Origin of the sequence: Phenylobacterium sp., assembly GCF_025351295.1 — a bacterium.
In the GTDB taxonomy this organism is placed as follows: domain Bacteria; phylum Pseudomonadota; class Alphaproteobacteria; order Caulobacterales; family Caulobacteraceae; genus Phenylobacterium.
In genome coordinates this window covers 30481-56844 of sequence record NZ_JANXWD010000058.1, presented here as the reverse complement: position 1 = coordinate 56844, position 26364 = coordinate 30481, and the positions used below count along the sequence as shown (strand labels likewise).

Here is a 26364-nt window from a genome sequence, read left to right as displayed (position 1 = left end):
AGGAGGGTGATGTTGCCCGGGACCTTGAGCTTGGCGGTGGTGTGCCAGCCGGCCTGATCGAGGACGAGGACGGCGTGGGCGTGGGGGCTGACGTTGGCGGCGATCTCGTCGAGATGCTGCTGCATGCCGTGGGTGTCGGCGTCCGGACAACAACGCCGCCTTCAAGACCGTGATCCTGGACACCGACGCGAAGACTGTATCGGATGGGAACGGCACGCGTAGCGTCCCGGTTTCAATCAGCGAAGCGCGCTATGAATTCTCCCATGGGACGCCGCCGGCGACCTACATCTACATCGTGTCGCGCGCGACCGGCGCGATGAACCTGGTGCACCGGTGGAGCGTCAGCGCCGGTCCCGGCCGCCCGCCCCTCGTCATTGGCGGCGCAAACTTCACGTGTGAGGTCGGCGCGGCGAAGCCGAACTTCTGAGGGGCGGCAGATGCGCAGGCGCCCCGCCCCCTACCCCGCCTTCGCGAAGTAGATCTCCGCCGGCCCGGGGAACCTGCGCGCGCGCACGTCGTCGGCGTAGGCCGCCACGGCGCGGCCGATCTCGCCGCGCAGGTCGGCGTAGCGGCGGACGAACTTGGGGGTCCAGTCGAACAGACCCAGCATGTCGTCGGTGACCAGGATCTGGCCGTCGCAGCCGACCGAGGCGCCGATGCCGATGGTGGGGACCTGGACGGCCAGGGTGATCTCGCGCGCCAGGCCCTCGGCGACGCCCTCGACGACGATGGCGAAGGCGCCGGCGTCGGCGGTGGCGCGGGCCTCCTCGACAATGCGGCGGCGCTCGTCCTCGCCGCGGCCCTTGGCCTTGAAGGCGCCGTCGACCATCACCGCCTGGGGCCGCAGGCCCACGTGGCCGACGACGGGGATGCCGCGCTTGACCAGGTAGTCGATGTTCTGGGCCACGGCCGGGCCGGTCTCGACCTTGACCGCGCTGCAGCCGGTCTCCTTCATCACCCGCGCGGCGTTGGCGTAGGCGATCTCGGGCGAGCCCTCGTACGAGCCGAACGGGAGGTCGATGACCACCATGGCGCGCCTGGAGCCGCGCATCACCGCCTGGCCGTGCAGGATCATCATCTCCAGGGTAACGCCGAGCGTGTTGGGCAGGCCGTGGACCACCATGCCGACGCTGTCGCCCACCAGCAGCAGGTCACAGTGCGCGTCCAGCAGTTCCGCCATCGGCGCGGTGTAGGCGGTCAGGCAGACCAGCGGCACACCGCCCTTGCGCGCGGCGATGTCCGGCGCGGTGACCCGGCGCAGCGCGTCCTGGCGATGACTGGACAAGCTAGATCTCCTCGATCACCCGCGAGACGACGAACCCCATGGTGACCACGGCCAGGCCCACGGCGATCCACAGCCCATAGCCGCCCGAAAGCGCCGAAACCATGTCTGTCGATGGCGTGACGCGCGAAAGGCCCTGGCCTAGCACCCGGGCCGACTGTTCGGCGGTCTGCACCCGCTCGAAGACATTGGACATGAAGAGCTGGCTGGCGCCGATGACCCCGCCGGTCACCCCCGCCGCGCCGATCAGCCAGCGCCGCGCCGTCCAGCCGCGATCCAGCCGCCGCTCGATCCGCTCGGCGAACGCCTGGGCGTCGGGCAGGTCGGGCGCCTCGGCGAACAGGCGCTCCAGGCGGCGTTCGAAATCGAGCTCAGCCATTGCCACGCCTACCTTCCAGATCGACGCCGCCGGCCTTGGCGTCCGGCGCCAGTCGCGCTCTGAGCTTTTCCAGACCACGTTTGACATGTGATTTGACCGTTCCAAGCGGCAGGTTCAAGGCCTCGGCCGCTTCGCCATGGGACAGGCCCGCGCCGTAGCACATGGAGACGCAGAGCCGCTCGGCGTCGGAGAGGCTCTTCAGGCCCTCGTCCAGGTCGATGCGGTGATCGGCGTCCCGGGCCGTGGCGTCGGCCGCCTCGTCCACCCCCTCTGGCAGCGCGGTGAGCCGGCGGTCGCGCTGCAGGCGGCGCAGGTACTGCCGGGCCGCGATCTTCTTCACCCAGCCCGCGAAGGTGCCCTCGCCGCGGAACTCGGCGATCCGCTCGAACGCCGCCAGGAAGGCGTCCTGGGCGGTGTCGTCGGCCTCGGCCGCCTGGGCCCCCATCCGGCGCAGTAACCCTCTCACGGCCGAGCCGTGCCGGCGCACCAGCTCCCCGAAGGCGCGCCGCTCGCCGGCCGCGGCGTAGGCGCAGAGCTCCACGTCGTGCAGGCTGGCGAAGCTGGATTGTGGTGCGCCCGACATGGGCCTGTTCCCCCGTCCGGCGCGGCTTAGGACTTCGGCCGGTTCAGCAGGCCCAGCGCGATGAACGCCAGGCCGATGAAGATCGGGAACGAGGCCACGCCCAGGAACGGGAACAGCGCGTCGGGTTCCTCGAAGCTAAGGGTGAGGCCCAGGGCCGCGAAGCCGACGCCGACCCCCAGCCAGATGATGCCGATCCGCAGGTCGCGCTGCGGCGACGGCGGCAGGCCGGGGGCGCGGACGTTGCTGGACATCGCGTCGATGATCTCGGTCGGCAGCGGCTGGCCCTTCTCGATGGCGAGACGCAGCGTCTCGGCCATCCGCTGGCGCTCGACGCTCTTCAGGTAGCGCGGCACCAGGAACAGCGATGCAATGGATCCGAAGATGATCAGGACGATGAAGACCGGTTCCATGGAATGTTTTCCTCTCCAGGATTCAGGGGACGGGATCGGCCCGTTTCTGATGATGAGAGCCGCGGCGCCCCATCATCAGATGCAGAATACCGGATGAAAGCTTGGTCATGATTCAAGACCCAGCGCCGCGCCCGGGCGGCCGCCCATCAGCGGGACGGTGACGATCGCCGCCAGGGTCAGGCAGGCCGCCACCGGGGCCAGGCCCTGCGACAGGGCGATGAGGGTTGGCGACAGGGTGGGCCACAGGCCCCACAGCACCAGGCCGCCGACCCCCGTGACGCAGGCCAGCATGGCGACGTCCGCCTGGAAACGGCGGCGCGCGATCCGAACCATCACCGCAGCGGAGAACAGCGGGTCGCGGGCGGGGGGCTGATCCTGCGCGAACAGCGCCTTCATCCGGTCGTCAGCGTCGGTCTTGTCAGGATCTGGCATCGGAACCTCCCAGAACTTGCAGCAGCCGCGCCCGGCCCCGCGCTACGTGGCTCTTAACCGTGCCCAGCGGCAAGCCGAACGCGTCGGCGGCCTCCGCGTGGCTGAAATCCGCCGCCAGGCACAACGCCACGCAGGCGCGCTGGTCCGGCGGCAGCTCGGCCATGGCGGCTTCTAGCGCCAGCCGCTCGCCCGTCATGGACGGGCCGGATGGCGGATTTTCGGCCGCGTAGGTCCTCTCCCGCGCCCGCTCGCGGCCGCGCGAGCGAAGGGCGGTCAGGTGTTTGTTATAGCCGATACCGCACAGCCAGGCGCGCACGCTGGCCCCGGCCTTCAGCGCCCCGATCCGCGACCATGCGGTGAGGAAGGTCTCCTGCGCCAGGTCGTCGGCCATCGCCCAGTCGCCGCAGGTGCGGCGCAGGAAGGCCCGGAGCGGCTGCTGGTGGCGGTCCACCAGGCGCGCGAAGGCGCTGGTCGATCCCGCCTGGGCGGCTTCGACCATCGCCAGATCCAGGCCTTCGAGGCTCATCGGCCCCGGAACACCGTGGCCAGCACCGCCACGGCCAGGTTGCCGACCGCGACGCAGGTCATGATGATCGCCACCAGCCGGAAGGGCCAGTCGAGCCCCGGGACGTCGGCGTACTCAGCGGTGAACCAGAACCCGGCCGCCACCGCCCCGGTGACGATCGCCCCGCGCCACGCGCCATAGGGGCCCGAGCGCCAGTAACCGCGGTAATAGCGGCGCGCATAGCGGCGGCTGTAGCGGTCATAGGGGTCGAAGGGTGGGGCCCCCGGGGGTGCGTCGCCGATCTCGTCCTCGCGCAGGGCGCGAAGCAGTTCCGGGGGCGGGTCCTTGCCCTGGGCGGTGTAGGTGCGCAGCAGGTCCAGCCGGTCCTTGCTGCGCTGATAGGACAGCCACCGGTCCCAGGCGCCGAAGACGAAGAAGCCGATGGGGAACAGCAGCCACCAGAAGCTGAAAAAGAAACCGGCCATCGTGGGGAAGCTCCGAGGCGAAGCCGGGGCCATCCCCGCCTTCCTTTGCCCCTAGTCGCCGCCGGTCCCGCGATCGGATGCAGAATCGCTCAGGCCACGGCGGCCTCCACGTCGTCGACGATGTAGCGAACCTGCGCCATCGGCCGACACTGCCTCAGCTGGCGAGATCCGCATAGGTGTCGGGCTTGAACCCCACATAGAGCCGGCCGTCCACGTCCAGCACCGGCCGCTTGATCATCGAGGGCTGGGCCAGCATCAGGTCGATGGCCCTGGCCTCATCGATCCCCTGCCGGTCGGCGTCCGGCAGCTTCCTGAACGTCGTGCCGGCCCGGTTGAGCAGCACCTCCCAGCCCACCTTGCCGGCCCAGGCCTCCAGGGTGGCGCGGTCGATGCCGGCCTTCTTGTAGTCGTGGAAGGCGTAGGCCACGCCGTGCCGGTCCAACCAGGTCCAGGCCTTCTTCATCGTGTCGCAGGTCTTGATGCCGTACAGCGTCGCGGCCATCGTGGCCTCCTTCAGGGCAAAGTCAGCATGGTGAAGATCGAACTCCCCAAGGACAGCCGCGACGCCCTGGCCAGGGCGCTGTCGAAATACCTCAAGGACGACCTGGACGTGGAAGTGAACGGATTCGACGCCGTCTTCCTCCTGGACTTCATTACCGAGACCGTCGGGCCGCATTTCTACAATCAAGGCCTATATGACGCCCAGGCCATCCTGGCGAAGAAGACCGACGAGATCGGCGAGGCGATCCTGGGGCTTGAGCAGGCCGTAAAGCGCTAGGTCCCCCCAACGAAAAGCGCCGCCCCTTTGCAGGAGCGGCGCAGGTCGAAACGAAGATGGGCCTCGGTCTAGAACTTCTTCTTCACGCCCACCTTGACGGAGCGGCCGAGCGGATTGCCGACGAACGGGTCGTAGCTGAGCTCGAGGCGCGCGCTCGACGGATCCTCGTCGAGCACGTTGAGCACCGACGCCGTCAGGGTCAGGTCGTTCGGCATGGCCCAGCGGTAGGTTAGGTCATGGGTGATGAACGCATGAACCCGCAGGCCGAAGGTCGTCAGCTTGCAGTTGGTCGCCGTGCCGGCCTGGGCGTTGGCGACGTTGCAATTGCTGGACGGGCCGGTCTGGACGGTGGTCGGCCCGCGGTCGTCGTCGGCGCCGTCGATGTAGTTGATCGTCCAGCGCAGGTTGTGCGCGCCGTAGGTGTAGTCGGCGTAGAACTGCCCGCGCCAGTCGGGGATGGTGCCCGGCAGGCGGTTGTAGTTGGTGAAACCCGCCGCTTCATAGGCCGGCGACACGGTGACGCCGCCGAACACGAAGGCGGCCTGCTTGTAGTGAAGGACGTAGCTGACGTTCGCCCCCAGATCGAGCGACCCGCCCATCAGGTCGTCGAAGCGGTAGGTGACGTCCACGTCGATGCCGTCGGTCTTGATGGTCGGACCGTTGGTGGTGTCGGACCTGATACGGGCGATGTCGTTGCCCACCGTCACGCCCTGGGTGCAGGCATTGTTGTTGTTGAAGGTGATCAGGCTGCGCACTGCGCTGGCGCAGTTGGCCAGCTGACTGCCATTGCCGGTGCCAGCTACCGCGCTGGCGATGACGTTGGCGGGCACGGAGACAATCTGGTCCCTGACGCGATAGCGCCAGTAGTCGGCCGTGGCGGTGAGGTTGCCGTACTTCAGGATGGTCCCGACGCTGTAGGTGAAGGCCTTTTCCGGCCCCACGTTCGGGTTGCCGAAGAAGTCGACCGACTTGAAGTTATTGCCCGCGGCGGCGATGCCGGACAGGCCCGTGACACCGGTCGGCGCCACGTTCGTCGACGTCGGGCCGCGGAAGGAGGTGCCGATCGAGCCCCGCAGGGCGATGCCGTCCATGATCTGCCACTTCAACCGCGCTTCCGGATTGAACGTGGAACCGGTCGCGCCGCCGTAGTCCTCGTAACGCGCCGAGAGCTGGGCGTTGATGGCGTCGGTGACCGGCAGGTTCAGTTCGCCGAACAGGGCGTAGACGTGCTGGTCAAGGCGCAGCGGGATGTTCTGGCCCAGGAAGATATAGGGGCCGGTCTTGAACGCGCAGTTGGTGACCCCAACCACCGGGCAAGGCGTGATCTGGGCGTTGTAGAACGGGCTGCCGATTTCCTGATGGTAGGTGATGTTGCGGTACTGACCCCCGACCGCCCAGCCCACGCCGCCGCCCGGCAGGGTGATCGGCAGCTTGCCATTGACCACCGCGTCGACGACGAAGGTCTCCTGGTTGGCGATGAACCTCTGCCGGTCGAACAGCGAGGCCACCAGCTTCGGATCGTTGGCGTTGGCCGAGACATAGCCCGGATTGGTCAGCCCCAGCGCCGGGTTGCTGGGATAGGCGTTGGAGAACGGGTTGTAGTACTGGCAGCCATTGGCGCCGGGGGTGTTGCCCGTGCAGCCGAGCCCGCCAAGGCCGTTCAATGCCCGTTGCAGGCGGTCGATCAGGATGTCGGTGGTCTGCTGGTTCTGCCGCTCGCTGATGTAGGTGACGCCGAGGTCATAGCCGATGCCGTAGAAGCCGCTGTCGCCCTTCAGGTCGGCCGAGATCCGGATCTCCTCGTACTTGCGGCTGCCCTTCTGGCCGCCGAGGCCGCCGGTCGAGTTGTTGCCGCCATTGGCGAACGGCCGCCAGAGGGTCGCCAGGGCGTTGGTCGCCACGCCGACAAGCGCGCCGTTGCCGGTTTGCTGCAGGAAGGTGTTGAAGCCGGGGTTGCTGGAGGGAACGCTGAACACGTTGACGCTGCCCGGGCCGTTGGGACCCGAGGTTTCCGGATAGCCGGGCGAGAACCGGATCGCGGGGATCGAGGTCTGGGAATAGAGGCCCTCGACGTGGAACTTTGCCTTGTCGCCGACGTCGGAGTTGAACTCGGCGTAGGCCTGGTAACGGTCTTCCCGCTCGACCAGATTGTCGAAGTTCACATAGGTGAAGTAGCAAGCGGGGGTGTTGCCGGTGAAGCCGGCGAAGCCGCCGACCGCGCTGCAGTTGGCATCGACCGCGAAGCCGAGGGGCGTGGTGCCGGCGGCGCCGCCCCGAATGGTGAACGCGCCGGGGTTGCCCAGCACCGACCAGCCCGACGGGTTGGTCAGGTAGGGCGTCTTGGTGAAGCCGCGATCCGTGTCAGAGAGTTCGGAACGGTGCTGGTAGCCAAGGCTGACCAGGATGTTCGAGGTGTCGCCGACCCACCCGTAGAGGATGCTGGCCGTGTAGTCGCCCTTCGAGCCCGGCACATAGCGATAGTCCGCCTGGGTCTCGAGCCCGGAGAAATCCTTGCGGGTGATGAAGTTGGCGACGCCGGCGATCGCGTCCGAACCATAGGTCGCCGCGGCCCCGTCCTTGAGGATCTCAACCCGGCCGATGGCGGCGACGGGCAGCAGATTGGTGTCGGCCGTATAGCCGGCGAAGCGCTTGCCGTTCATCAGCACCAGCGTGCGCGCCGGTCCCAGGCCGCGGATGTTGATGGTGCCGCCGCCCGAGCGTCCCTGCGCGGCGGTGGAGAACTGGTTCGAATCGCCCAGCACCGGACCGCTGATCGGCAGCCCCTTGATCAGTTCCAGCACCGACGGCGACCCTCGCCGTTCGATCTCAGCCTGGCCGATGACCGCCACCGGAATGGCGGTGTCCTTGGGCGTGCCGGCGATGAATGAGCCGGTGACCACGACCTCCTCGACCGAGGTGGGCTTATCGGCGGCGGTCTGCGCCCGGGCGGCGCCAGCGACCACCGCTGTGATGGCAAACACGACGGCGGATGCGCCATTGAGATAACGTGATTTCAGCATTCGGTTTTCCTCCCCAGGAATTGGCGTGCTCGTCAGAATTCTGACTGAGTTGACGCTTTGATTTCCCAGGATGTCATCGGCCGGTGATGTGCGCCATCCCTGTTCCACGAAAACCTGTTCGCGTGAGCAGAACGCCTGACGCGCGGCGCTTGAGAGAGCCGCAGACGTGGCGGCGGTGACCGTGAACAACTTCAAAGGAGCCGGCGCGAGGAGGCGGCGTCTGGAGTTACGCGCCGATGGACCAGATTCGCGATGAGCTGTTCGAGAAGGCCGCGTAAGCGGGCTGACGCTCCAATCGCCTGCTCGCGCTCGGTTATGACCGGGCGCCGGCGCCAGGTTGTCGGGGGGACGCGGGACGTCAGGACGACCTGGCCGACGCGCTGCCCCGAACGCCACCGTCGCGGAAGCCTCCTACGCGCCCGCAAGGCGCGCCGCGCGCCGTCGCATCCCCGCCCCAATCAGTCCGAACCCGGCGATCAGCATCGTCCAGCCGGCTGGTTCGGGGACGCCGGCCGTAACGACATTGCCGAAATACTGGTCCCAGATGCCGTCTCCACCCAACGCGTCCTCGGTAAAGGTGATGGATCTGAACGGTTCGAGGCTTGAGATCTCGATCCACGCCACCGCGCCGTGGCCCGGATCGTTCAAGGTGAACGCGCCGGCGCTGGTCGTGTCGGTGGCCACGTCGAAGGCCGATCCGGTGTTGCGGACTTCGCTGGGCAACAGGCTGACGCCTGTCGACACGGCAAAGCCGATGCGGTTGACGGCCCGGGCAAAGGTCAGCACGAAATCCTCTTCGCCGCTGATCGCCAGATCGGGGGTGGCGGCGGAACCCGCGCTGAAGCCCGGCCCGTCGAGCCAGTTCGTGATGTAGAGGCTTCCCGACCGGCTGGAGACCGTGCTTCCGGTCAGGGCGTCCGTGGCCGAAAAGGACACCACCGAGGATCCGCCGAAGACGCCGCTTGTCCACGCGCCCGGACTGGCGAACACGTTCGTCCAGGTCAGGAGCGGGGCGGAGGCGCCGAAGGCGGCGATGCCGGCGGCGACGTTGTCGAATCTCGTGACAACCAGGGACGCGTTGGCGGCGCCCGGAATGACGAGCGCGGCGAGAGATGCCAGCAGGATGGCGGTGCGCATCAGGGTCTCCGTTCGATGGCCGGGGCAACCGGCGGTTCATTCGGGGCATGCAGCCGGCGACGGGGCCTCACGTCGACCGACCGGTCAGGCGCCGCCGCTGCAATACCGAACCTCATGGTCATGGTTGTCGTCGTCGCATCCAGGTCGACATCCATGGTCACCGAGCTCGGCGCGCGGCGCGCTACCTGAATAGGTAGAGTTGGCGATCTTTTTGCGGGGCGTTTGAATGCTGGCGAGCGTCGGACGCGGGCAAGCCGCCGTGCCCCTCGCCTCAACTCTTGTACCAGCCGAATCCCGGGATCGCCGTCACCGGCGTGCCGTCCATGGCCGTGAGGCCCTTGAACGCCACCGCGCCACCCGTCGCGCGGCCGGTCGGATGGACGACCGAGTAGCCGAAATGCAGGTGCGGTTCGCTCGAGCCGTTCGAATTCCCGACCTGCCCGATCTGTTGCCCCACCGCCACGCTGTTCATCCCCGGCGCGAGGCTCACCAGCACGCTGCCGGGCACGAGATGGAAATACCCCGCGAAGCTCCCGTCGCCATGATCGATCATCACGAAATTCCCAACGCCCACCGCCGGGTTGCGGTTGAAGCCGAAATGCTCCGGCATCCCATCCTGCACCAGCACCACCTTGCCTGCCTTGGCCGCGAACACGGGCTGCTTGTAGGCGTAGAACTCGACATTCAGGGTGCAGGACCCGCTGTGCGTCCCGTCCGGGTTGGCCACGCACGTGCCGGCGAATGTCGGCCCGCCGGGCTGCTGCACCATCAGGATGTCATAGCAGTAGCGTTCGCCGATATTGCCGTGGCTGTCCGTACCCGTCGGGCTGCCGCTCTGGTCGGTAAAGGTGACGTGATCCGGCGCATTGCCCCATTGCCACAGCCCCGTCGCCGGCGATTTCAGCGGTGGCGCCAGGATCGCCGGCGACATCTCCGCCACCGGAACCACCATGCCCGCCTGGCCCTGGGTCGTCTTGCCGCCCTCCGTCAGCGTGTAGAGCAGATCGACCCGCAGGGTCGGCCGCACCCCGGTCATCGTCACCGGCACGCCGGCCACGAACCCCGCAAACGCGCCCTTCAGCGGGACCCGCCCGTCCGGGTTCGGCGGAACCAGCGTCCCGTCCCGGTTGAAGAACCATTTTGGCGGATTGATATCGAGGTCCGGCGTGTCGGACAGTTCCGAGAACAGACGCACCCTGAGATTGTCGATCGTCACCTGCACGGTGGAGCGCGCCAGGTTGATCACATCGCCCGCCAGTTGCAGCCACTGCACCGGCGCGCCGTCATGAAAGGCCGGAAAGACCTCGACCGGCCGGTTCCACAGCCCGACAAACACCGGCGAGGGCGTCGCGATATTCTCCGGCTCCGCGAACCCGGCCCGCCGGATCGGCACGCGTCGCAGCAGATGCTGCCGCGTCCCGTCCGCCGCCACCGCATGGATCGAGACCACGAAGCTGAACGGATTGGTGTCTCCCGACAACGGCGTGCCGCTGGTCAGCACCAGGCTGTCCGCCTGCGTCGAGCCCAGCGGCAGCGGCACCACCGCGTCCTCGAACATCGCGCCTGGGACGAACAGCCCGGCCATCCCCAGCACCGACCCGCCGGACGAGACCATCAACAGCCGCGCCTCCTGGATGTTCACCGACTGCTGGGTCAGGTTGGTGACCGTCAGGTCGAGCGTGATGCCCAGGCTGAGGCCGGGCAGCGCCGGCACGGCCGAGGTGATCGTCCCCGCCCCGCCGATCTCGATCAGCGCGGCCTGCGCCTCCGGCTGGGCGATGCAGTCCTGCTCCATCTGCGCCAGCACCGCGGCCACTGACGTCGTCCGATGTCCGCCATAGACCATCACATCGCGCAGCACCGAGAGCGGCGCGTGCACGCCGCATTTCCCCGCCGTCGCACGCAGGCTGAACTGGGTCATCGCCGCCTCCCCTACTGGAGCGTCACGAGAATCGGGATCAGCCCGGATCCCGCGGGCAGCGCCGCCAGGGCCTTGCCCAGCACCGCGCCGAACGCCCGCGCCGGGTCGGCCGCCTTCATCGCATGCCCCGGCGTCGACGACGTGGTGAGCAGGTCGCCCACGGCGATCGCGCCCGGTCCCGCATCGACCTTGCAATAGACCTTGCCCAGCAGAGCCAACGGCGCGCGCCGCCGCCCGGTTTCGCGCCGATCCAGCAGGATCCCCGGCCGATAGCCGCCGATCCCGGAGATCACCCCGGCCACCCGGTGGTCATAGGCCGCATCGCTCAGCCGCAACCCGCCGTCGTCGGCCAGCGCCATCACCGATCCGGGTTCGATCCCGCCCAGCTCCGGCACGTCGAATTCCTCCGCGCAATCGGCGTTCTGCATGGCGATATCGCCACTTGCCCCGCTCAGCGTGATCCGGGCGGCGCCGGCGTGATCCAGCACCAGGATGGTCCCGTCATGCCCACCCCCGCCGGCGCGGATGGTGCCGTCCAGGCCGCGCAGATGGATCGTCGCCTGGTGCAGATCGTTGTTCGCTGTCGTCTTCTCCGTCGGCCACAGCCCGACCTCGCCGAACCCGTTCGCCGTGCTGAACGTCGCCTTCACCTGGGCCAGCACCACAGACGCACTGGACGGCCCGTTGACCTGGAACTCGCCCGTGCCGCCGTGCATCACCGCCCGGGGGTTGCCGTTGTCATCCATCAGGAGCACCCGGCCATGCTTCCCGCCGGCGCCCACCGATATGAACGGCGCATTGCCGTTGTTGCCATTGACGACGATGCTGTCCGTCGCGTTGGGATCGCTGATGATGTCGACTTTCCCGGTCATTCGCCTGCCCTTGATCCGATGCCCGCCAGCGGGGCTTCCATGGAAGGATCATGACCGGGGCAGGCGTGGCGGATAGACGCGACGACCTTCGATCCGATGCGAGTGGTTGCGAGTTGGCGCGTCAGGCAGAGGCCAGCGCCGGGGCGTCGCTACCCCCGGTATCAGGGCCATGAGCTCGTCTTCGCAAGCAAGCCCGTCGACTCCGCGCCAGGCGTTGGCGAACGCCCTACCAGGTCATCTACGAGGCCTGGACCAAAACACCGTCAATCTTCAAGATCGACCCGCACCAGCTCATTCCGGGACCATACATCTAATGCAGACGGCCTTCGCCGTGGCATTGGCGTCAGACATCGAGCCGGTCAGTGACGACGACATCGGATCTCTCGATCCGTCCGTCATCCGCGTGAGCCACCACCGTCAGGTGTCGATCGGAGTCCCGCGGAAGCCCCACGCTTTGCACGAGGAGCGCAAGCCGGTTCGTGTCCTGGACGATGTGCAGCGACTCGGCCTGCTCGCCCCCTGCCTTGGTTACGCTACAGCCTTGGGGACTTACCGACGCGGTCCGAACGGCGCAGGTTTTGGCGGTCCGGGTCAATGGCGCGCCATGCTTGACCTCTTCAACGACGCCGTTGGGCCAGTGCGTTAGCGGAGCGCCGCACCCCGGGGGACTTGCGCCCTCACTGCTTTCTCGATCCGTTTCGAGCATGTCCACGCCGGGTCGACGGGCCGTCGCGCCTTCGCCGGCTCCAAAAAGCGGAGAGCCCGCGTCCCGTCGGGATGAGCGTTGCTCGTCTCAGGAGGTCGCGAGCCCGCCACGATTCGCGTGCGCCCCCGGCAGCGACGATCAAGGCCAGGTCGCCGGGAGCCATCCGCTTCGCAGAGTCAGGCGCGGGCGTCGAGGCCCCGGAATGCGGCGACCGCGCGCGCCGCCGTCTCCGCGGTCCGCGCCGTCTGCTGGCCCGGCCGGTAAAGTTCGCCGCCCAAGCCGAAGGCCCTGGCGCCCGCATCGCGCCAGCGCGACAGGTCCGACGGCCCGACGCCGCCCACGGCCCAGACCTCGGCGTCCGACGGAAGCACGGCCTTCAGCAGCCCCAAATGGCCCACGCCATAGGACGCCGCCGGAAACAGCTTCAGGCGCCGGGCGCCGGCGGCGTAGGCGGTGAAGGCCTCGGTCGCCGTGGCGAACCCGGGCACGGGCTCCAGGCCGCGCGCGAGCGCCGCCCGGATCACCGCGGCCTCGGTGTTGGGCGACACGACGAACCCGCCGCCGACGTCCGCCACCGCCTCGACCTGGTCGGCGGTCAGCACCGTGCCCGCCCCCACCGCCATGCGCCCGGCGAATTCGGCGGCGATCGCGGCGACGCTTTCCAGCGGATGCGGCGAGTTCAGCGGGACCTCGAGCGCCCGAATGCCGGCGCCAAACAGGGCCGCCGCGTGCGCGACCGCCTCGTGCGGTTGGATCCCGCGCAGGATTGCCACGATCGGACACGCCGCCAGGGCTGGCTCGAGCTTCATCACGCCACCGCCTTCCAAAGGGCCAGAAGTCCCGCGCGCACCGCCGCCTCGCCGTCGTGAATCTCGCAGGCGACTCCCCGCGCGGCGAGAGCCCGCGCGTAGAGGCCGCACAGGCCCACGTCGCCCAACAGGACCACGGGGTCGCGTTCACCTGCGTCCAGCAGCCGCGACGTCGCCGCCACGTCCGCGCCGATCAGCAGGCCCGACAGGTAGCTGGCGGTGCTCTCCGCCGGCTTGCCCTTGCCCACCACGCGCGCCCGCGCCGTGAACAGCCGCGCCGCGAGCGCGTCGCCCTCGCCAGCGGCCGCCACCCCCTCGTCGAAAGCGGCCATGTCGTCGGCGGGCGCGTCGGTCTTCAGGACGCCGTGGGCCGTGAGCAGGCCGAAGAGTTCGCCGGTCATGGCCGTGACGAAGGCGGTCAGCCGGCCGTCGTCGACCGCCATCCACTTAGCGTGGGTTCCCGGATGACAGATCAGCCGCCGACCTACCGCGCGGGCCGGCTCGGCGGCCAGCCATCCGAAGAGCTGGGTCTCCTCGCCGCGCATGACGTCGCCCTGGCCATTGAATCCCGCCGCGCGCACGCCAGGGACGATGCGCACCCGGTCCCCGACGTCCACCAGACCCGCGGCGATCTCCGGGAAGCCGGTGGGACAGTCGACATAGGGCGCCAGGGTCCAGCCGAGGTTCGACCCGACCATGCCGCAGAGCATCGCTGGGAACTCCCTCGCGCCCAGGGCCTTTCGCACCTGCGCGAACCGCGCCGGCGCCTCGCCCGCCGCGAGCCGGGCGACGCCGAACGGAAAGTCGCGGGAGGCCACCACCTCGCCGTCGTCGGCGAGAGTCCAGGCCCTCAGGTTCGTGGTGCCCCAGTCGCAGGCCAGCAGCGTCGCGGTCGCCATCAGGTGCGGCCTGCGTCCACGACGAGATTCTGGCCGGTCATCATCCGGCTGTCGTCCGAGGCCAGGAACAGGGCGGCGCGCGCGATGTCGTCGGGCGCGATCCGTCCCGGCAAGGCGACCTGGCGCGCCCAGTCGGCTTCAGCCTGCGGCGTCAGCCACAGTTCGAGCTGGCGCTCAGTGACCACCCAGCCGGGCGACAGGGCGTTGACCCGAATTCCGTCGCCGCCCCATTCCCGCGCCAGGCCTTTGGTCAGACTGTTGATTGCGCCCTTGGCGGCGACGTAGGCGGCCATGCCGGCCGGGCCCCAGAGCGCGTTTATCGAGCCGACGTTCACGATGGCTCCACCGCCGGCGTCTCGCATCATCGGATAGACTGCCGTGGCGGCGAGGAAGACCGGATCGAGGTTGACCGCGAGCCCGGCTCGCCAGGCCTCGGCCGAGGTCTCCGCCGCCACATGACGACTGTCGTCGGCCACATTGTTGACGAGCACCGTCACCGGGCCCAGGGCTGCGGCGGCCTCCCGGATGGCCTCCGTCAGGGCGGCGGCATCAGTGACGTCCAGGGCCCGGAACCAGACGCCTGGCAGGCTGTCCGCCAGAGCCCGCCCGGCCTCCGCCTGAAGGTCGACAAAGGCGACCTTCGCCTCCTGGGCGTGGAACTGCGCGACGAAGCTGGCGCCGATGCCGCTCGCGCCGCCGGTGATGAACACCACCCGATCCTTAAGGCTAGGATACCGGGCGAAAGCCATCAGTGGGACTCGCGCGTCACGTCGGCGCTCGACTTGCCCACCAGGAAGTCCAGGTCCACGCCACGGTCGGCCTGCAGCACGGTGTCGATGTAAAGCTTGGCCCAGCCGCGGCTGTAGGCGGGCGCCGGGCGGGCGGCCTCCCAGTCAGCGCGCCGGCGGGCCAGTTCGGCGGCGTCGACGACGAGCTCGAGGCTCCGGTTCGGCCCGTCGAAGGCGATTTCGTCGCCGTCGCGCACCAGGGCCAGCGGCCCCCCAGCCTCTGCCTCGGGCGCCACGTGCAGGATCACCGTGCCGTAGGCCGTGCCGCTCATCCGGGCGTCGGAGATGCGCACCATGTCGCGCACCCCCGCGCGCAGCAGCTTGGCCGGCAGGGCCATGTTGCCCACCTCAGGCATGCCCGGGTAGCCCTTCGGCCCGCAGCCCTTCAGAACCAGCACCGAGTTGGCGTCGACCTCCAGCTCGGGATCGTCGATGCGGGCGTGGTAGTCCTCGATGGTCTCGAACACCACCGCCCGGCCGCGGTGGGTCAGGAGCTCGGGCGACGCGGCGCTGGGTTTCAGGATCGCCCCGTCGGGGCAGAGATTGCCACGCAGCACCCAGACCCCGGAGGACGGCCCGACGGGCGCCTCGCGCGTGCCGATCACTTCGCGGTTCCAGACCTCGGCGGCATCCGCGATAGCCCCTTGGGCGAACCCCGACACCGTGACGGCGTCGCGGCGCAACACCGGCCCCAGTTCCTTCATCACGGCCGGGCAGCCGCCGGCGTAGCAGAAGTCCTCCATCAGGAACCGCCCCGACGGCATCAGATCGACAAGCAGCGGGACCTCGCGCCCGATCCGGTCGAAATCCTCCAGGTAGAGGGGCAGGCCGACCCGCCCGGCCAGGGCCAGCAAGTGCACCACCGCATTGGTCGAGCCGCCGATGGCCGCGTGCATCAGGATGGCGTTTTCGAACGCCTCGCGGGTGAGGATCTGCGACAGCCGAATGTCTTGCTTCACCAGCTCCACGATCCGGTTTCCGGTCAGGTGGGCCAGAGTCTTGCGGCGGGCGTCGACGCCCGGGAGGCTCGCATTGTTGGGCAAGCTGACGCCCAGCGCCTCGATCAGACTGGCCATGGTGGAGGCCGTGCCCATGGTGTTGCAGGTTCCATGGCTGCGGCTCATGCCGGCCTCGGCGCCCATGAAGTCAGCCAGGCTCATCTCGCCGGCCCTCACCGCCTCAGAAAAGCGCCACACGTCGGTGCCCGAGCCGATATCGCGTCCCCGGAACTTGCCGTTCAGCATCGGTCCCGACGAAACCACCATGGTCGGCAGGTCGACACTGGCCGCGCCCATCAGTTGGCCAGGCGTGGTCTTGTCGCAGCCGCCCAGCAGCACCACCCCGTCGATGGGGTTGGCGCGGATACTCTCCTCGACTTCCATGGCCAGGAGGTTGCGAAACAGCATGGCCGTCGGCCGCATCTGGGTTTCGGGCAGCGACATGGCCGGGAACTCGATCGGCACGCCGCCCGCCTCCCAGACGCCGCGTTTCACGTACTCGGCGAGGTCGCGCAGGTGGAACTGGCAAGTTACCAGTTCGGACCAAGTGTTGCAGATGCCGATGACCGGACGGCCGTCGAAAACATGCTCCGGCAGCCCCGTGCCCTTGATCCAGCTGCGGTGGATGAACCCGTCCCGGTCCAGTTTGCCGAAGTTCTTCTGACTGCGCAGCGGCTTACCCATGGGGCGGCTCCTGGTCGATGATCGGGCCGTCATAAAGTGGCAGGGGCAGGCCCGCGACGCCGGGCTGGAGCGCAAAGACCCCACCCGCCAGCGGCTGCGAGCGCCGGGCGTCCTCGGTCAGGCCGTCCCAGGCGCTGGTGACGAACAGGGTGGCCAGATCAGGCCCGCCGAAAGCGCAGCTGGTCGGCTGTTCGATGGGCATGGGGATCATGCGGTCGATCCGGCCATCGCGCGCATAACGAACCACACGCCAGCCACCCCACTGGGCGTTCCAGAGACAGCCCTCCGCGTCGATCGCACCCCCGTCGGGCGTGGCGGCCTCATCGCGGGTGTCGGCGAAAACCGTGCGGCCCAAGGGATTCTGCGGGTCGCACGCGTAGAGCGTCTTCAGCTGCGAGTCCGCCAGATAGAGCGTCTTGCCGTCGGCGCTGAAACTGACGGTGTTGGGGATGTGGAGGTCGTCCAGGATCACCTCGGTGACCCCTTCCGGGTCGGTCCGATAAAGAGTCCCTGGGCGACACCCGCCATCGTCATCCATGGTGCTCCACCAGAAACATCCGGACGGATCGATCTTTCCGTCGTTGGTGCGGTAGCCGGGGGCGAAGTCGAACGGCGTGACGATCCGCAACGCCTCGTCGGCGGGGTTCCAGTGCGCAAGCCCCTGGTCCGTCGCCACCAGCAGCCCGCCATGCCGGCACACGGCCGCGGCGCTGGCGCGAACCTGGAGGTTGGCCGAGCGGCTTTGGCCGGTGACGGGCTCGTACCAGTTCAGCGTCCGGCCCTTGATGTCGAACCAGTAGAGCCGCCCCTCCTCCGCCGACCAACACGGTCCCTCGCCCAGTCGGCTGGCGCTGTCGACGACACAGACGACCTCAGATGCCTTCGTCACGCAGCACTCCCCGGCTCCGACGCAGATTGCACATCGAACCGCGCCTGCGCGAGGGTCGGCAGTCAATTCCCGGAGATCAGGGCGATGGTGGACGCCGCGGCCAGGGCCGCAAATCGACAGGCTCTCATCTCGGTCCCCCCTCTGGCGGCGGGGTAGTCTCCCCTTGCTCGCCAGTCCGTTTATTGTAATTATCGTCAATAAATAGGGCCTAGCCGGATAAGGCGTCAAGCTCAATTAGGCATACCGTCAATAGGGGGCTTTGAAGCTTGGACAGGTCTGACAGCGCCGCCGCGACCCGGGCCGATCCCGAGGCGGATGTCCGCCCGAGCGTCTCGCAGAAGCTGTTCTACAGCCTGGGCCAAGTCGCCCAGACCGGCGGCTTCGACACCGCCATCGCCTTCGTCTTTTTTTACTACACGGCCGTCCTGGGCCTCTCCGGGGTCCTGGTGGGCGCGGCCCTGGCGGTCGGCCTCGCACTGGACGCCCTGGTGGACCCGCTGGTCGGGTCCTGGTCGGACAATCTGAAGTCCAGGCTCGGGCGGCGGCTGCCGCTGATGATGGTGGCGATCCCGCTGATCACGGTCTCCATTGCCCTGCTGTTCGCCCCGCCCCCTCACCTCAGGCAGGGGCTGCTGTTCGGCTGGCTGACCGTCACCTCCGTCGCCACCCGCGGCTTCATCTCGCTGTTCAACGTTCCCTACATCGCGCTCGGCGCGGAGATGGCGACGGGCTACGCCGAGCGCACCAGCGTGGTGGTCTACCGGTCGGTCGCCGGCGTTGCCTCCGGCGCCGCTATCACGGCCGTCGGCTTCTCGGTCTTCTTCGCCCACGGCGGGCTGCAGAGGCCCGACGGCTATCCGGGATTTGGCCTGACGGTGGCCGCGATCCTGTTTGTCTGCATGTCCACCTGCTGCCTTGGCCTCGCCCGATACGCCGCCTCGCTGCCGCAGCCCGAGCGGACGCCGGAGCCCATCTGGCGGCGCATGCCGACCGAGCTCAGCGAGATCTTCGCCAACCGGTCGTTCCGCCTGCTCTTCCTTTCGGCCGTGATCACCTATGTGGCCCAGGGCCTGAACGCGACCCTGAACAGCCACGCCTTCGTCTTCGTCTGGCGCCTGAAGAGTGAGGACATCCAGTTCATCACCTACGCCTTCCTGGTGGGCATTCTTCTGGGCGTGAGCGCCGCGCCGGTGATCCAGCGCCGGCTGGAAAAGAGGAACGTGGTGCTGCTGGGGCTGTCGCTGCTGATCGCCAACTGGCTGGTGGTGCAGGGCTCATGGCTGCTCGGGCTCTACATGCCGACCGGACAGGCCGCGATCCTGCCCATGCAGATCAACTCCTTCGTCGCCGGCATCGGGATCGGGTTCGTGTCCATCGCCTATCCATCCATGATGGCTGACGCGGCGGACGAGCATGAACACCTGTTTGGGCGCCGGCGCGAGGGCCTCTATTTCGCCGGCCTCGGCTTCGCCAACAAGGCTGCTACGGGCGTCGGTGTCCTGCTGGCGGGCGTTGCTCTGGATTTGATCCGCTTCCCGAAGGACATCGGACACCAGGTCGGAGCCCTGCTGCCGTACGAGGTGCAGGTGCGCCTAGTGCTGGTCTGGGGGCCCCTGGCGGCTGTGATCGCGGTGATCTCGATGCTGATCTTCGTGTCCTACGGCATCACCCGCGCGCGCCACGACGAGATCGCCTCGGAGCTGCGCAGGAAGCGGGCGCTGGCGCCCGGCGCGACTGCCGAAGCGCCGGCCGAAGCGCCGGCCGGATGAGCGGCCAGCGGACGCCGGGACGTGCTAAGCGCTTGCGCCCCGCCCGCCGGCGCAATATTATTGACGCTTCCTATAATAGCACTTGAATCGCCGCAGCAGGGTTAGAGCATGGACAGAGCGCGTGACGTGACGGCGGACCGCGACGCCTGGAAGACCGATCCCAAGGTTCAGGCCCTGCGCGCCCATCTAGAGGCCAACAACGGTATCAAGGGTCTGGAGGTGCTGGAGCCATGTGACGCCCGGCATGCGGTCGATATCTTCCGCCGCGACGGGTTCGTGGTCATCGCCAATGTGCTCGACAGCGCCCGGACCGAGATCCTCGCCCGGGGCTGCGCCGAGGTGGCCGGCGAGATCCTGGCGCTGGATGACGGGCGGAAGGGCAACCGCGGCTCTCACCGCTATTCCTTCGGAGGCTCCAGCCTCACGCGCAGCCAGCTGCACCGGCCCGAATGGCAGATGCTGCTCGATATCCCGGTGGTCACCGAGGCGGTCACCGCCATCTTCGGATCGCCCGACTATGTGCTGCGGGCCGCGAGCGGCGACTTCTGCCTCCCGGGCGCGGTGGAATACCAACCGCTGCATTCCGATGTCCGCGACTGGAGCAGTAGCGCGACGACGCCGTTCAGCGCCTTCCACGATCCCCGTGGCCAGCTAACCATCCGCGACCTGCCCTGCCCCTACATCTGCGTGAACTTCCTTCCCCAGGACGTCACGGCGCTGAACGGGCCGACGCGGCAGATCGCCGGCACCCAGCATTCTCGCACGCCGATCCCGACGCTGGCCGAGGAGCCCGAGTGGATGCGGCTCAGCACCGTCTGCCCGGCGCCCGCCGGCGGCATCATGATCCGCGACGTCCGCGCCTGGCACGGCGGGACGCCCAATCTCGCCGACGCGATACGATCGATCCCCAACCTGGAGTTCTACGCCCCCTGGTTCCGCGAGCCGATCGTCCCGGGGATCAGCTACGACGACTATCGCAGGCTCTCCGAACGGGCCCAGCGCATGGTCCGCCACTGCGTCGCCGATTCCAGCGAGACGCTCGTCACCGGACCGACCCTGCGGGCGCCATGACCCCGTCCCCCAGGAGCCCGATGCCATGAAGTATCGTCAGCTTGGCCGATCCGCCCTGAAGGTGAGCGAGCTCTGCCTCGGCACTATGAATTTCGGGCCGCAGACCCCGGAACCGGAGAGCTTCGCCATCCTCGATGCGGCGATCGAGGCGGGAATCAACTTCATCGACACCGCCAACCAGTACGGCGGGCGCCTGGGGGTCGGAGCCACCGAGTCCCTGCTCGGCCGCTGGCTGGCGCAGGATCGCGGCCGCCGGGACCGGATCGTGCTGGCCACCAAGGTGCACGAGCCGATGTCGGACGACGTCAACGACCGCGGCCTGTCCGCGCGGCATATCCAGATGGCCTGCGACGCCAGTCTCCGGCGGCTCGGGGTGGATCACATCGATCTCTACCAGATGCACCACATCGACCGGAGCGCGCCGATCGAGGAGATCTGGCAAGCGATCGACCGACTGATCGCCCAGGGCAAGATCACCTACGTGGGCTCGAGCAACTTCCCCGGCTGGGCGATCGCCCAGGCCAATGAGAAAGCGATCGCCCGGCAGCGGCTCGGGTTGGTCGCCGAGCAGAGCCTCTACAACCTTATCGAACGGCGCGCGGAGATGGAGGTGCTGCCCGCCTGCCGCGCCTATGGGCTTGGGGTAATCACCTGGAGCCCGCTGGCCGGCGGCTTGCTGGCCGGGCGCGCGGCCGGTCCTGGCGGGCGCAGGGGTTCGGAGGACGCGGTCCGGGCCGCGGCCGCCCGCGCCGGCCAACTGGGCCGCTTCGGCGCGCTCTGCGATGGCCTGGGCCAGTCCCCGAGCGCCGTGGCCCTGGCCTGGCTGCTGCGGCAGCCCGGGATCACGGCGACCATCATCGGGCCCCGCAGCCTGGACCAGCTGGCCTCGGTGCTGCACGTCCCGGACCTGGCGCTGGACGACGAGACCCTGGCACGGATCGAGGAGATTTTCCCGGCGTGCGGCCCGGCGCCGGAAGCCTACGCGTGGTAACACGCGCGGGGGCGGTGTGGCGGGCCGGCAGCGTGCCCGTGTGGGGCGGCCATCTGGCCTATCATCGCACCGGCGGCGACGGGCCGACCCTGGTGCTATCTCACGGTCTTACGGACAGCGGCCTGTGCTGGACACGCCTGGCCCGGGCCCTGGAGGCGGAGTTCGACGTGGTCATGCTGGACGCCCGCGGCCATGGCGACAGCGCCCGGCTGAACGAGGGCGCGCCGCACGACCCTGCCCGCGACCTCGGCGAAGCAATCGAAGCCCTGGGCCTGCCCTCGCCCATCGTGATGGGCCATTCGGTCGGCGCCCGGGCGACAGCAGCCTACGCCAACACCCACCCCGGTCGGGTGGCCAAGGTCATCCTGGAGGATCCGCCGTTCCTGCCCCTGGCCGACGCGGCGGCGACGGCTGCGCGCAGCCGAAAATTCCGCGACCAGGTCGAGCGCTTCCAAGCCATGACCGAGGCGGAGATCATGTCCATGGGCAGGACCGCCTCGCCCGGGTGGCACGACGGCGACCTCCCCGCCTGGGCGGCGGCAAAGCGCCAGGTCGATCCAGGCGCCTTCCCGGCCTACGTCGCGCCCTGGCAGGCGCAGATCGACCGCATCGACGTACCGACCCTGCTGATCGGGGCCGACCCGGAACTGGGCAGCCTCGTCACGCCGGCGGTTGCGGCGGAAGCGACGGGCCTGAACGCCAACATTCGGACCGTCCGGATCGGCGGCGCCGGCCACAATGTCCGCCGGGAGAATTTTCCGGACTACCTGGCCGCGGTCCTCCAGTTCCTGCACGGCGCGTAGAAGCGGCGCTAGGCCTTCAGCGGCCGGTCGCGTTTCAGGCCGGCCAGGCCGCTCGTGATCAGCTCGACACAGAGCTCGGTGGCCGAATCAACGTCCACAAGGCCGTCGGCGACCAGCTTTCCGGCACGGTCCGTTATCGCGGACAGCAGCTCGACGACGGCGATCGCCAGGGGCAGCGGCAGGTCATAGGCTTGGCGTGTGGCCCGTACAAAGTAGCGAACGGTCCGTTCGCGGTCGGCCCGGCTCTCCTCCTCCATCAATCGCGCCACCGACGGATCCGACAAAAGGGCGGCGATCAGTGCGCCGCGGTCGCGGGTCTGCTCGAGATAGAGCCGCGTCGTCTGGCGGATCAGATCGACATAGCTTTCGGCCTCGAGCGCGCTGACCATGCCACGGTCTCGCAGTTCAGCCTGTTCGCGCGATAGCAGCGCGGTCAGCAGGGCGTCCCGGGTCGGAAAGTAATTGTAGACCAGCCCCTTGCTGATCCCAACGTCGCGGGCCACCCGCTCCATGCTGACGGCGTGGAGGCCCTCGTCGAGGATCAGGCGCGCGGCTTCGTCGAGGATCTGCTCGCGGCGGGCCTCGGGGGCCAGGCGCGTACGCTTGCGGGTTTCGGCAAGGGTCATGGGGACTCGATCCGCCAGGCCGCCAGACCCGCCGGCGGCAGGTCGCGTCCACCGAGCACGTAGCGCGCGCCCACCGGCGCCGGGGTCCGGCGCGTTTCCGGCGAGAAGTTGAACGCGAAATGGACGTCCCCGCGCCGTCGCAGCCGGACACCCTCCTCGAGCGTTTCGACGGGCAGGTCAGCCTCCAAGGCGACGCGGGCGATGACGAGATCGAGCAGGGCAGTCCCCGGCCAGGTCGCAAGATAGTGCCACGACTCGCGGCTCGCCCAAGCGGCTCCGCCCTCGGCGAACGTCGCCAGGGCCGGTAGGTCAGTCTCCAGAACCTCGCGCCACAGCCGTCCGGCGAACGTCCGCCCAGCGAGCTCGACCTCGGGTCCAGCGCCCGGCCTCAGGCTTTCCACGCGGGTCACCCTCACGGGCAGCCGGCCCTGCAGGGGGCCAGGTGGCAGGCTCGCGGGGATGTGGCCCTCGCGGGTGCGCGATCCGGTCCGCGGACCGAACAGGACCACGGCGCCGCACGCCTCAAGGGCGTCCAGCGTGGCTTCGTCCAGGATCGGCAGCGAGGGCGCGACGACCAGGGCGTAGCCGGTAAAGTCCGCATCCGGCGGCACGATGTCGACGTCCAGCCCAAGGCGGCGGAGCGCAGTGTACATCTCGAACGCCAGCTGCAGCCAACGGAAGCCCCTGGCGTGCGGCTGGACGCCAAACTGCCAGTCTGCCTCGTAGCTGAACACCAGAGCCACCGGCGCGCGGCGGCAAGGCTCCGGCTCGCCAAATCCAGCGAGCTCCCGTGCGACCTCGCCGGCCTCGACGCCCCCCTGGTCCAGCACATTGTCTGGCCGGTTGAGGCCGGCATGCATCTGCTCCTGGCCGAAAGGCGCCTGGCGCCATCGGAAATAGGAGACCACCTCGGCCCCATGCGCGAAGGCCTCCCAGGTCCAGGACCGCACCATGCCTGGCAGGGGCGCGGGATTGTAGCGGGCCCAGTTCACCGGCCCCGGCTGCTGCTCCATCACCCACCAGCGTCCACGGCCGACGCCGCGGTAGAGGTCGTGGTGGAAGGCCGACACGTCCGGGTGTCCCTGGCGCAGGTAGCGCAGCTTCTCGTCCTCGGGGAACCAGAACTGCTCCAGGAATCCCAAGGGATAGGAATCCCAGCTCGCGAGGTCCAGGTCGCGGCCAACCGCGAAGTGGTCGAACTCGGTATAGAAACCCATGAAGTTGTGGGTGACGTCGCGGCCGGGCGACAACCGGCGCAGGATCTCCACCTGCAGGCGGTTGAAACGCGCCACCTCGTCCGAGGCGAAGCGGTTGTAGTCCAGCCGATGGCTGGGATTGGCCTCGGTAACGGTCAGGTTCGGTGGCTCGACCTCGTCGAAGTCGCGGTACTCCTGGGACCAGAACGCCGCCCCCCACGCGCGGTTCAGGGCTTCGACCGACTGGTAGCGCTGGGCCAGCCATGTCTGGAAGCCGCGAGCGGCGTTCGCCGAATAGCTGAGCGTGGTGTCATGGCAACCGAACTCGTTGTCGGTCTGCCACGCCCCAACGGCAGGGTGGCGGCCGTAGCGCCCCGCAACCGCCTCGGTGATGCGGGCGCACTCGGCGCGGTAGGCTTCGCTGGAAAAGCAGTAGTGGCGGCGCGAGCCGAACCGGCGCGGACGGCCCTCGGCATCCAACGCCAGCATGTCCGGATGGGCGTCCACCAGCCACTTGGGCGGAGTGGCCGTGGGCGTGCACATGACGACCTTCAGCCCCGCCCCCGCAAGAGTCTCCACCGCCCGGTCCAGCCAGGCCCAGTCGAAGCGGCCGGGCTCGGGCTCGATCCGGCTCCAGGCGAATTCGCCGATACGGACCCAGGCGATTCCCAGTCCGGCCATGCGCAGCGCATCGTCCGCCCAGAACGCCTCCGGCCAGTGTTCCGGATAGTAGCAAACGCCCAGCTTCATGCCCCACTCTGACCTTTACGCAAGATGCCCCGCTCACCCGCCATCGGATTGGTGTCGGCGCAGCGCAGCGGATGCGCGGGCCGGGCGCCCGCCGAGGATCCCGTTTCTATGAGGTTCAAGTTCGACGATTTGCGGAACGTGCGAGACGCGCGCCCGATACTTTCCATTTTCACGGTTTCTGTCGAACGCGTCCCTGTGCTATCGGCTAGGACACTATTGACGATTAGTATAATAGATCGCTTCGCCCGTCTATGGACTCGCGTCTGGTGTCAGTGCTTCGTCTGCTTGGTTGCCTGCGGAAAGATGGACTGTTCACCCATGCTCTGCGATCGCAAGCTTACCGGGAACGTGAGGCCGCTGCCCGGCCTGCCTGAATTTGGGACGGGGGTGGGCTGATATCTGCCCCACCCCCTTATCGTGTGAGTTCTGGCGGCGAAGGTCCCGACGACCCCGCGAGAAACTCGACGCGTTCGCGCAGAAAGACGAGAAAGGTTCTCGCCACGACGGATAGCTGCTTGCTTCGTGGCCAGACGACGTACCAAGAGCGCCGCAACGGAAAGCCACGGACGTCCAGCTCGACCAGCTCGGACTGAGTTGCGTCCGGGCCGACCGTACTACGCGAAAGGACCGTCAGGCCAAGCCCGGCCGCCACGGCCTGCTTGATGGCCTCGTTACTCCCAAGCTCGAGTTTGACATGCAGGGGGAGTCCGCGTTCCCGAAACTCCCGCTCAACAGCCGTGCGTGTTCCGGAGCCTTGTTCTCGCATCACGAAAGCAACGTCGGCAAGATCGGCGATGGGAATCCGACGACGGTTCGACCAAGGGTGCGAAGCCGGCGCCAATACCACGAGCGGGTTCTCCATCAGCCGTTCACTCTCTATCTCCAAGCCGTCCGGCGGCGCTCCCATAATGTAGAGGTCGTCGCTGTTGTCGGTAAGGCGCTCGATCAGGCGATGCCGGTTGAGGACCTGCATGGAGATGTCGATCCCAGGGTACAAATCGCAGAAGGGCCCCAGCACGCGCGGCATGAAGTATTTGCCGGTGGTCACCACGGCGAGACGGAGGCGACCCTGCTTGAGCCCCTTCAGGTCGGCGATGGACTGCTCAAAGCGGCTCCAGGTCTCAAGCCAGTCGCCACACGTCGTCAGCAGTTCGCGCCCAGCGTCGGTGAGATGACGGCGCTTACCGACGTATTCGAACAACGCCAAGCCAACTTCTTCTTGAAGTAGACTGACTTTTTTCGACACAGCCGGCTGCGTCACATGCAGCTCCTCGGCAGCACGAGAAATGCTGCCTAGTCGGACTACGGTCTCGAACGCCTTCAACTGTCCCAACGTGATCCGCATATTCGGCACCGTGATCGTCGACCATAACTAAAAGGTTATCCCTGGGCCAATTAAAAGTCATTTCGATTTTGGATTGGCGGACCCCATCCTCGCTCGAAATATTGCGATAGCCGGGAGGGAGCGACGATGCACACTGACCCAATGGCGCTTGCGGCGACCTCTCGCTCTCGTGAGGTTTTGCTTCGCAAGCTGGATGGGCCCGCATCGCGGGCGTGTTGATGGCCAGGCGCGCTCAG

26 protein-coding genes and 2 pseudogenes are annotated in these 26364 nt (G+C 68.2%); 7 read left to right on the top strand and 21 right to left on the bottom strand.

What is annotated here, in order from left to right; all coding sequences use genetic code 11:
- A pseudogene (locus Q0R13_RS09000) lies at window positions 1–116 on the bottom strand (IS630 family transposase); the annotation flags it as partial.
- Between the two features lie 53 nt (window positions 117–169).
- Here Q0R13_RS09000 and Q0R13_RS08995 point away from each other — a divergent pair.
- Entirely contained in the window at window positions 170–427 is a 258-nt protein-coding gene (locus tag Q0R13_RS08995; RefSeq protein WP_293902674.1) for a hypothetical protein, read from the top strand.
- Window positions 428–457: 30 nt separating this feature from the next.
- On the opposite strand, the gene panB is transcribed toward Q0R13_RS08995, so the two are convergent.
- The 8 genes from panB to Q0R13_RS08955 all read right to left on the bottom strand — a co-directional run bounded on the left by panB (window position 458) and on the right by Q0R13_RS08955 (window position 4578).
- Complete coding sequence (gene panB / locus Q0R13_RS08990) at window positions 458–1285, bottom strand: 3-methyl-2-oxobutanoate hydroxymethyltransferase (RefSeq protein WP_293902671.1); 828 nt, start codon at window positions 1283–1285, stop codon at window positions 458–460.
- 1 nt (window position 1286) lies between these two features.
- Entirely contained in the window at window positions 1287–1661 is a 375-nt protein-coding gene (locus tag Q0R13_RS08985) for a hypothetical protein (RefSeq protein ID WP_293902668.1), read from the bottom strand.
- A complete protein-coding gene (locus tag Q0R13_RS08980) occupies window positions 1654–2244 on the bottom strand; it encodes an RNA polymerase sigma factor (protein WP_293902666.1) in 591 nt (196 codons plus the stop codon). The genes Q0R13_RS08985 and Q0R13_RS08980 overlap by 8 nt, the downstream gene beginning before the upstream one ends.
- Before the next feature lie 26 nt (window positions 2245–2270).
- Complete coding sequence (locus Q0R13_RS08975) at window positions 2271–2654, bottom strand: DUF6249 domain-containing protein (protein WP_293902664.1); 384 nt, start codon at window positions 2652–2654, stop codon at window positions 2271–2273.
- Window positions 2655–2759: 105 nt separating this feature from the next.
- A complete protein-coding gene (locus tag Q0R13_RS08970; protein ID WP_293902662.1) occupies window positions 2760–3086 on the bottom strand; it encodes a hypothetical protein in 327 nt (108 codons plus the stop codon).
- Window positions 3073–3612, bottom strand: a complete 540-nt coding sequence (locus Q0R13_RS08965) for an RNA polymerase sigma factor (protein ID WP_293902659.1) — start codon at window positions 3610–3612, stop codon at window positions 3073–3075. Before Q0R13_RS08965 ends, Q0R13_RS08970 begins: the two co-directional genes overlap by 14 nt.
- A complete protein-coding gene (locus Q0R13_RS08960) occupies window positions 3609–4076 on the bottom strand; it encodes a hypothetical protein (protein ID WP_293902656.1) in 468 nt (155 codons plus the stop codon). Before Q0R13_RS08960 ends, Q0R13_RS08965 begins: the two co-directional genes overlap by 4 nt.
- Before the next feature lie 154 nt (window positions 4077–4230).
- On the bottom strand, window positions 4231–4578 hold the full coding sequence (locus tag Q0R13_RS08955; RefSeq protein ID WP_293902653.1) for an ArsC family reductase: 348 nt from the start codon (window positions 4576–4578) through the stop codon (window positions 4231–4233).
- A 27-nt stretch (window positions 4579–4605) separates the two neighbouring features.
- Here Q0R13_RS08955 and Q0R13_RS08950 point away from each other — a divergent pair, with 27 nt between their 5' ends.
- Window positions 4606–4854 carry a DUF2164 domain-containing protein gene (locus Q0R13_RS08950; protein WP_293902650.1) on the top strand — a complete coding sequence of 83 codons (249 nt, stop codon included), beginning with the start codon at window positions 4606–4608 and terminating at the stop codon, window positions 4852–4854.
- A 68-nt stretch (window positions 4855–4922) separates the two neighbouring features.
- On the opposite strand, the gene Q0R13_RS08945 is transcribed toward Q0R13_RS08950, so the two are convergent.
- The 4 genes from Q0R13_RS08945 to Q0R13_RS08930 form a co-directional block, all read right to left on the bottom strand.
- Window positions 4923–7874: a TonB-dependent receptor gene (locus tag Q0R13_RS08945; protein ID WP_293902647.1), complete on the bottom strand. Its 2952-nt coding sequence runs from the start codon at window positions 7872–7874 to the stop codon at window positions 4923–4925.
- Window positions 7875–8285: 411 nt separating this feature from the next.
- The gene (locus Q0R13_RS08940) at window positions 8286–9011 is read right to left on the bottom strand and encodes a PEPxxWA-CTERM sorting domain-containing protein (RefSeq protein ID WP_293902644.1); all 726 of its coding nucleotides are present in this window, start codon (window positions 9009–9011) and stop codon (window positions 8286–8288) included.
- A gap of 271 nt (window positions 9012–9282) precedes the next feature.
- Complete coding sequence (locus tag Q0R13_RS08935) at window positions 9283–10932, bottom strand: M23 family metallopeptidase (RefSeq protein WP_293902641.1); 1650 nt, start codon at window positions 10930–10932, stop codon at window positions 9283–9285.
- A gap of 11 nt (window positions 10933–10943) precedes the next feature.
- Window positions 10944–11804 (bottom strand): hypothetical protein, encoded by an 861-nt coding sequence (locus tag Q0R13_RS08930; protein WP_293902638.1) that lies wholly within the window; start codon window positions 11802–11804, stop codon window positions 10944–10946.
- Window positions 11805–11995: 191 nt separating this feature from the next.
- Here Q0R13_RS08930 and Q0R13_RS08925 point away from each other — a divergent pair.
- Window positions 11996–12118: pseudogene (locus Q0R13_RS08925) on the top strand (IS481 family transposase); the annotation flags it as partial.
- Between the two features lie 568 nt (window positions 12119–12686).
- Here Q0R13_RS08925 and Q0R13_RS08920 read toward each other — a convergent pair.
- The 5 genes from Q0R13_RS08920 to Q0R13_RS08900 are packed head-to-tail and all read right to left on the bottom strand — an operon-like array spanning window position 12687 to window position 17577.
- Window positions 12687–13319 (bottom strand): 2-dehydro-3-deoxy-6-phosphogalactonate aldolase, encoded by a 633-nt coding sequence (locus Q0R13_RS08920; RefSeq protein WP_293902635.1) that lies wholly within the window; start codon window positions 13317–13319, stop codon window positions 12687–12689.
- Entirely contained in the window at window positions 13319–14218 is a 900-nt protein-coding gene (locus Q0R13_RS08915) for a 2-dehydro-3-deoxygalactonokinase (RefSeq protein ID WP_293902632.1), read from the bottom strand. The genes Q0R13_RS08920 and Q0R13_RS08915 overlap by 1 nt, the downstream gene beginning before the upstream one ends.
- A complete protein-coding gene (locus Q0R13_RS08910; protein ID WP_293902629.1) occupies window positions 14218–14967 on the bottom strand; it encodes an SDR family oxidoreductase in 750 nt (249 codons plus the stop codon). The genes Q0R13_RS08915 and Q0R13_RS08910 overlap by 1 nt, the downstream gene beginning before the upstream one ends.
- Entirely contained in the window at window positions 14967–16688 is a 1722-nt protein-coding gene (locus tag Q0R13_RS08905; RefSeq protein ID WP_293902626.1) for an IlvD/Edd family dehydratase, read from the bottom strand. Before Q0R13_RS08905 ends, Q0R13_RS08910 begins: the two co-directional genes overlap by 1 nt.
- Window positions 16681–17577, bottom strand: coding sequence for an SMP-30/gluconolactonase/LRE family protein (locus Q0R13_RS08900; protein ID WP_293902623.1), 897 nt, complete (start codon window positions 17575–17577; stop codon window positions 16681–16683). Before Q0R13_RS08900 ends, Q0R13_RS08905 begins: the two co-directional genes overlap by 8 nt.
- Window positions 17578–17843: 266 nt before the next feature.
- Here Q0R13_RS08900 and Q0R13_RS08895 point away from each other — a divergent pair, with 266 nt between their 5' ends.
- The 4 genes from Q0R13_RS08895 (at window position 17844) to Q0R13_RS08880 (ending at window position 22211) form a co-directional block, all read left to right on the top strand.
- A complete protein-coding gene (locus Q0R13_RS08895; protein ID WP_293902620.1) occupies window positions 17844–19346 on the top strand; it encodes an MFS transporter in 1503 nt (500 codons plus the stop codon).
- Window positions 19347–19454: 108 nt separating this feature from the next.
- On the top strand, window positions 19455–20417 hold the full coding sequence (locus Q0R13_RS08890) for a phytanoyl-CoA dioxygenase family protein (RefSeq protein WP_293902617.1): 963 nt from the start codon (window positions 19455–19457) through the stop codon (window positions 20415–20417).
- A 25-nt stretch (window positions 20418–20442) separates the two neighbouring features.
- On the top strand, window positions 20443–21408 hold the full coding sequence (locus Q0R13_RS08885) for an aldo/keto reductase (protein ID WP_293902614.1): 966 nt from the start codon (window positions 20443–20445) through the stop codon (window positions 21406–21408).
- Window positions 21402–22211: an alpha/beta hydrolase gene (locus Q0R13_RS08880; protein ID WP_293902611.1), complete on the top strand. Its 810-nt coding sequence runs from the start codon at window positions 21402–21404 to the stop codon at window positions 22209–22211. The genes Q0R13_RS08885 and Q0R13_RS08880 overlap by 7 nt, the downstream gene beginning before the upstream one ends.
- An 8-nt stretch (window positions 22212–22219) precedes the next feature.
- On the opposite strand, the gene Q0R13_RS08875 is transcribed toward Q0R13_RS08880, so the two are convergent.
- The 3 genes from Q0R13_RS08875 to Q0R13_RS08865 form a co-directional block, all read right to left on the bottom strand.
- Window positions 22220–22837 carry a TetR/AcrR family transcriptional regulator gene (locus tag Q0R13_RS08875; RefSeq protein WP_293902608.1) on the bottom strand — a complete coding sequence of 206 codons (618 nt, stop codon included), beginning with the start codon at window positions 22835–22837 and terminating at the stop codon, window positions 22220–22222.
- Entirely contained in the window at window positions 22834–24783 is a 1950-nt protein-coding gene (locus Q0R13_RS08870) for a beta-galactosidase (RefSeq protein WP_293902605.1), read from the bottom strand. Before Q0R13_RS08870 ends, Q0R13_RS08875 begins: the two co-directional genes overlap by 4 nt.
- A 412-nt stretch (window positions 24784–25195) precedes the next feature.
- Entirely contained in the window at window positions 25196–26128 is a 933-nt protein-coding gene (locus Q0R13_RS08865) for a LysR family transcriptional regulator (protein ID WP_293902602.1), read from the bottom strand.
- Between the last annotated feature and the right edge of the window lie 236 nt (window positions 26129–26364).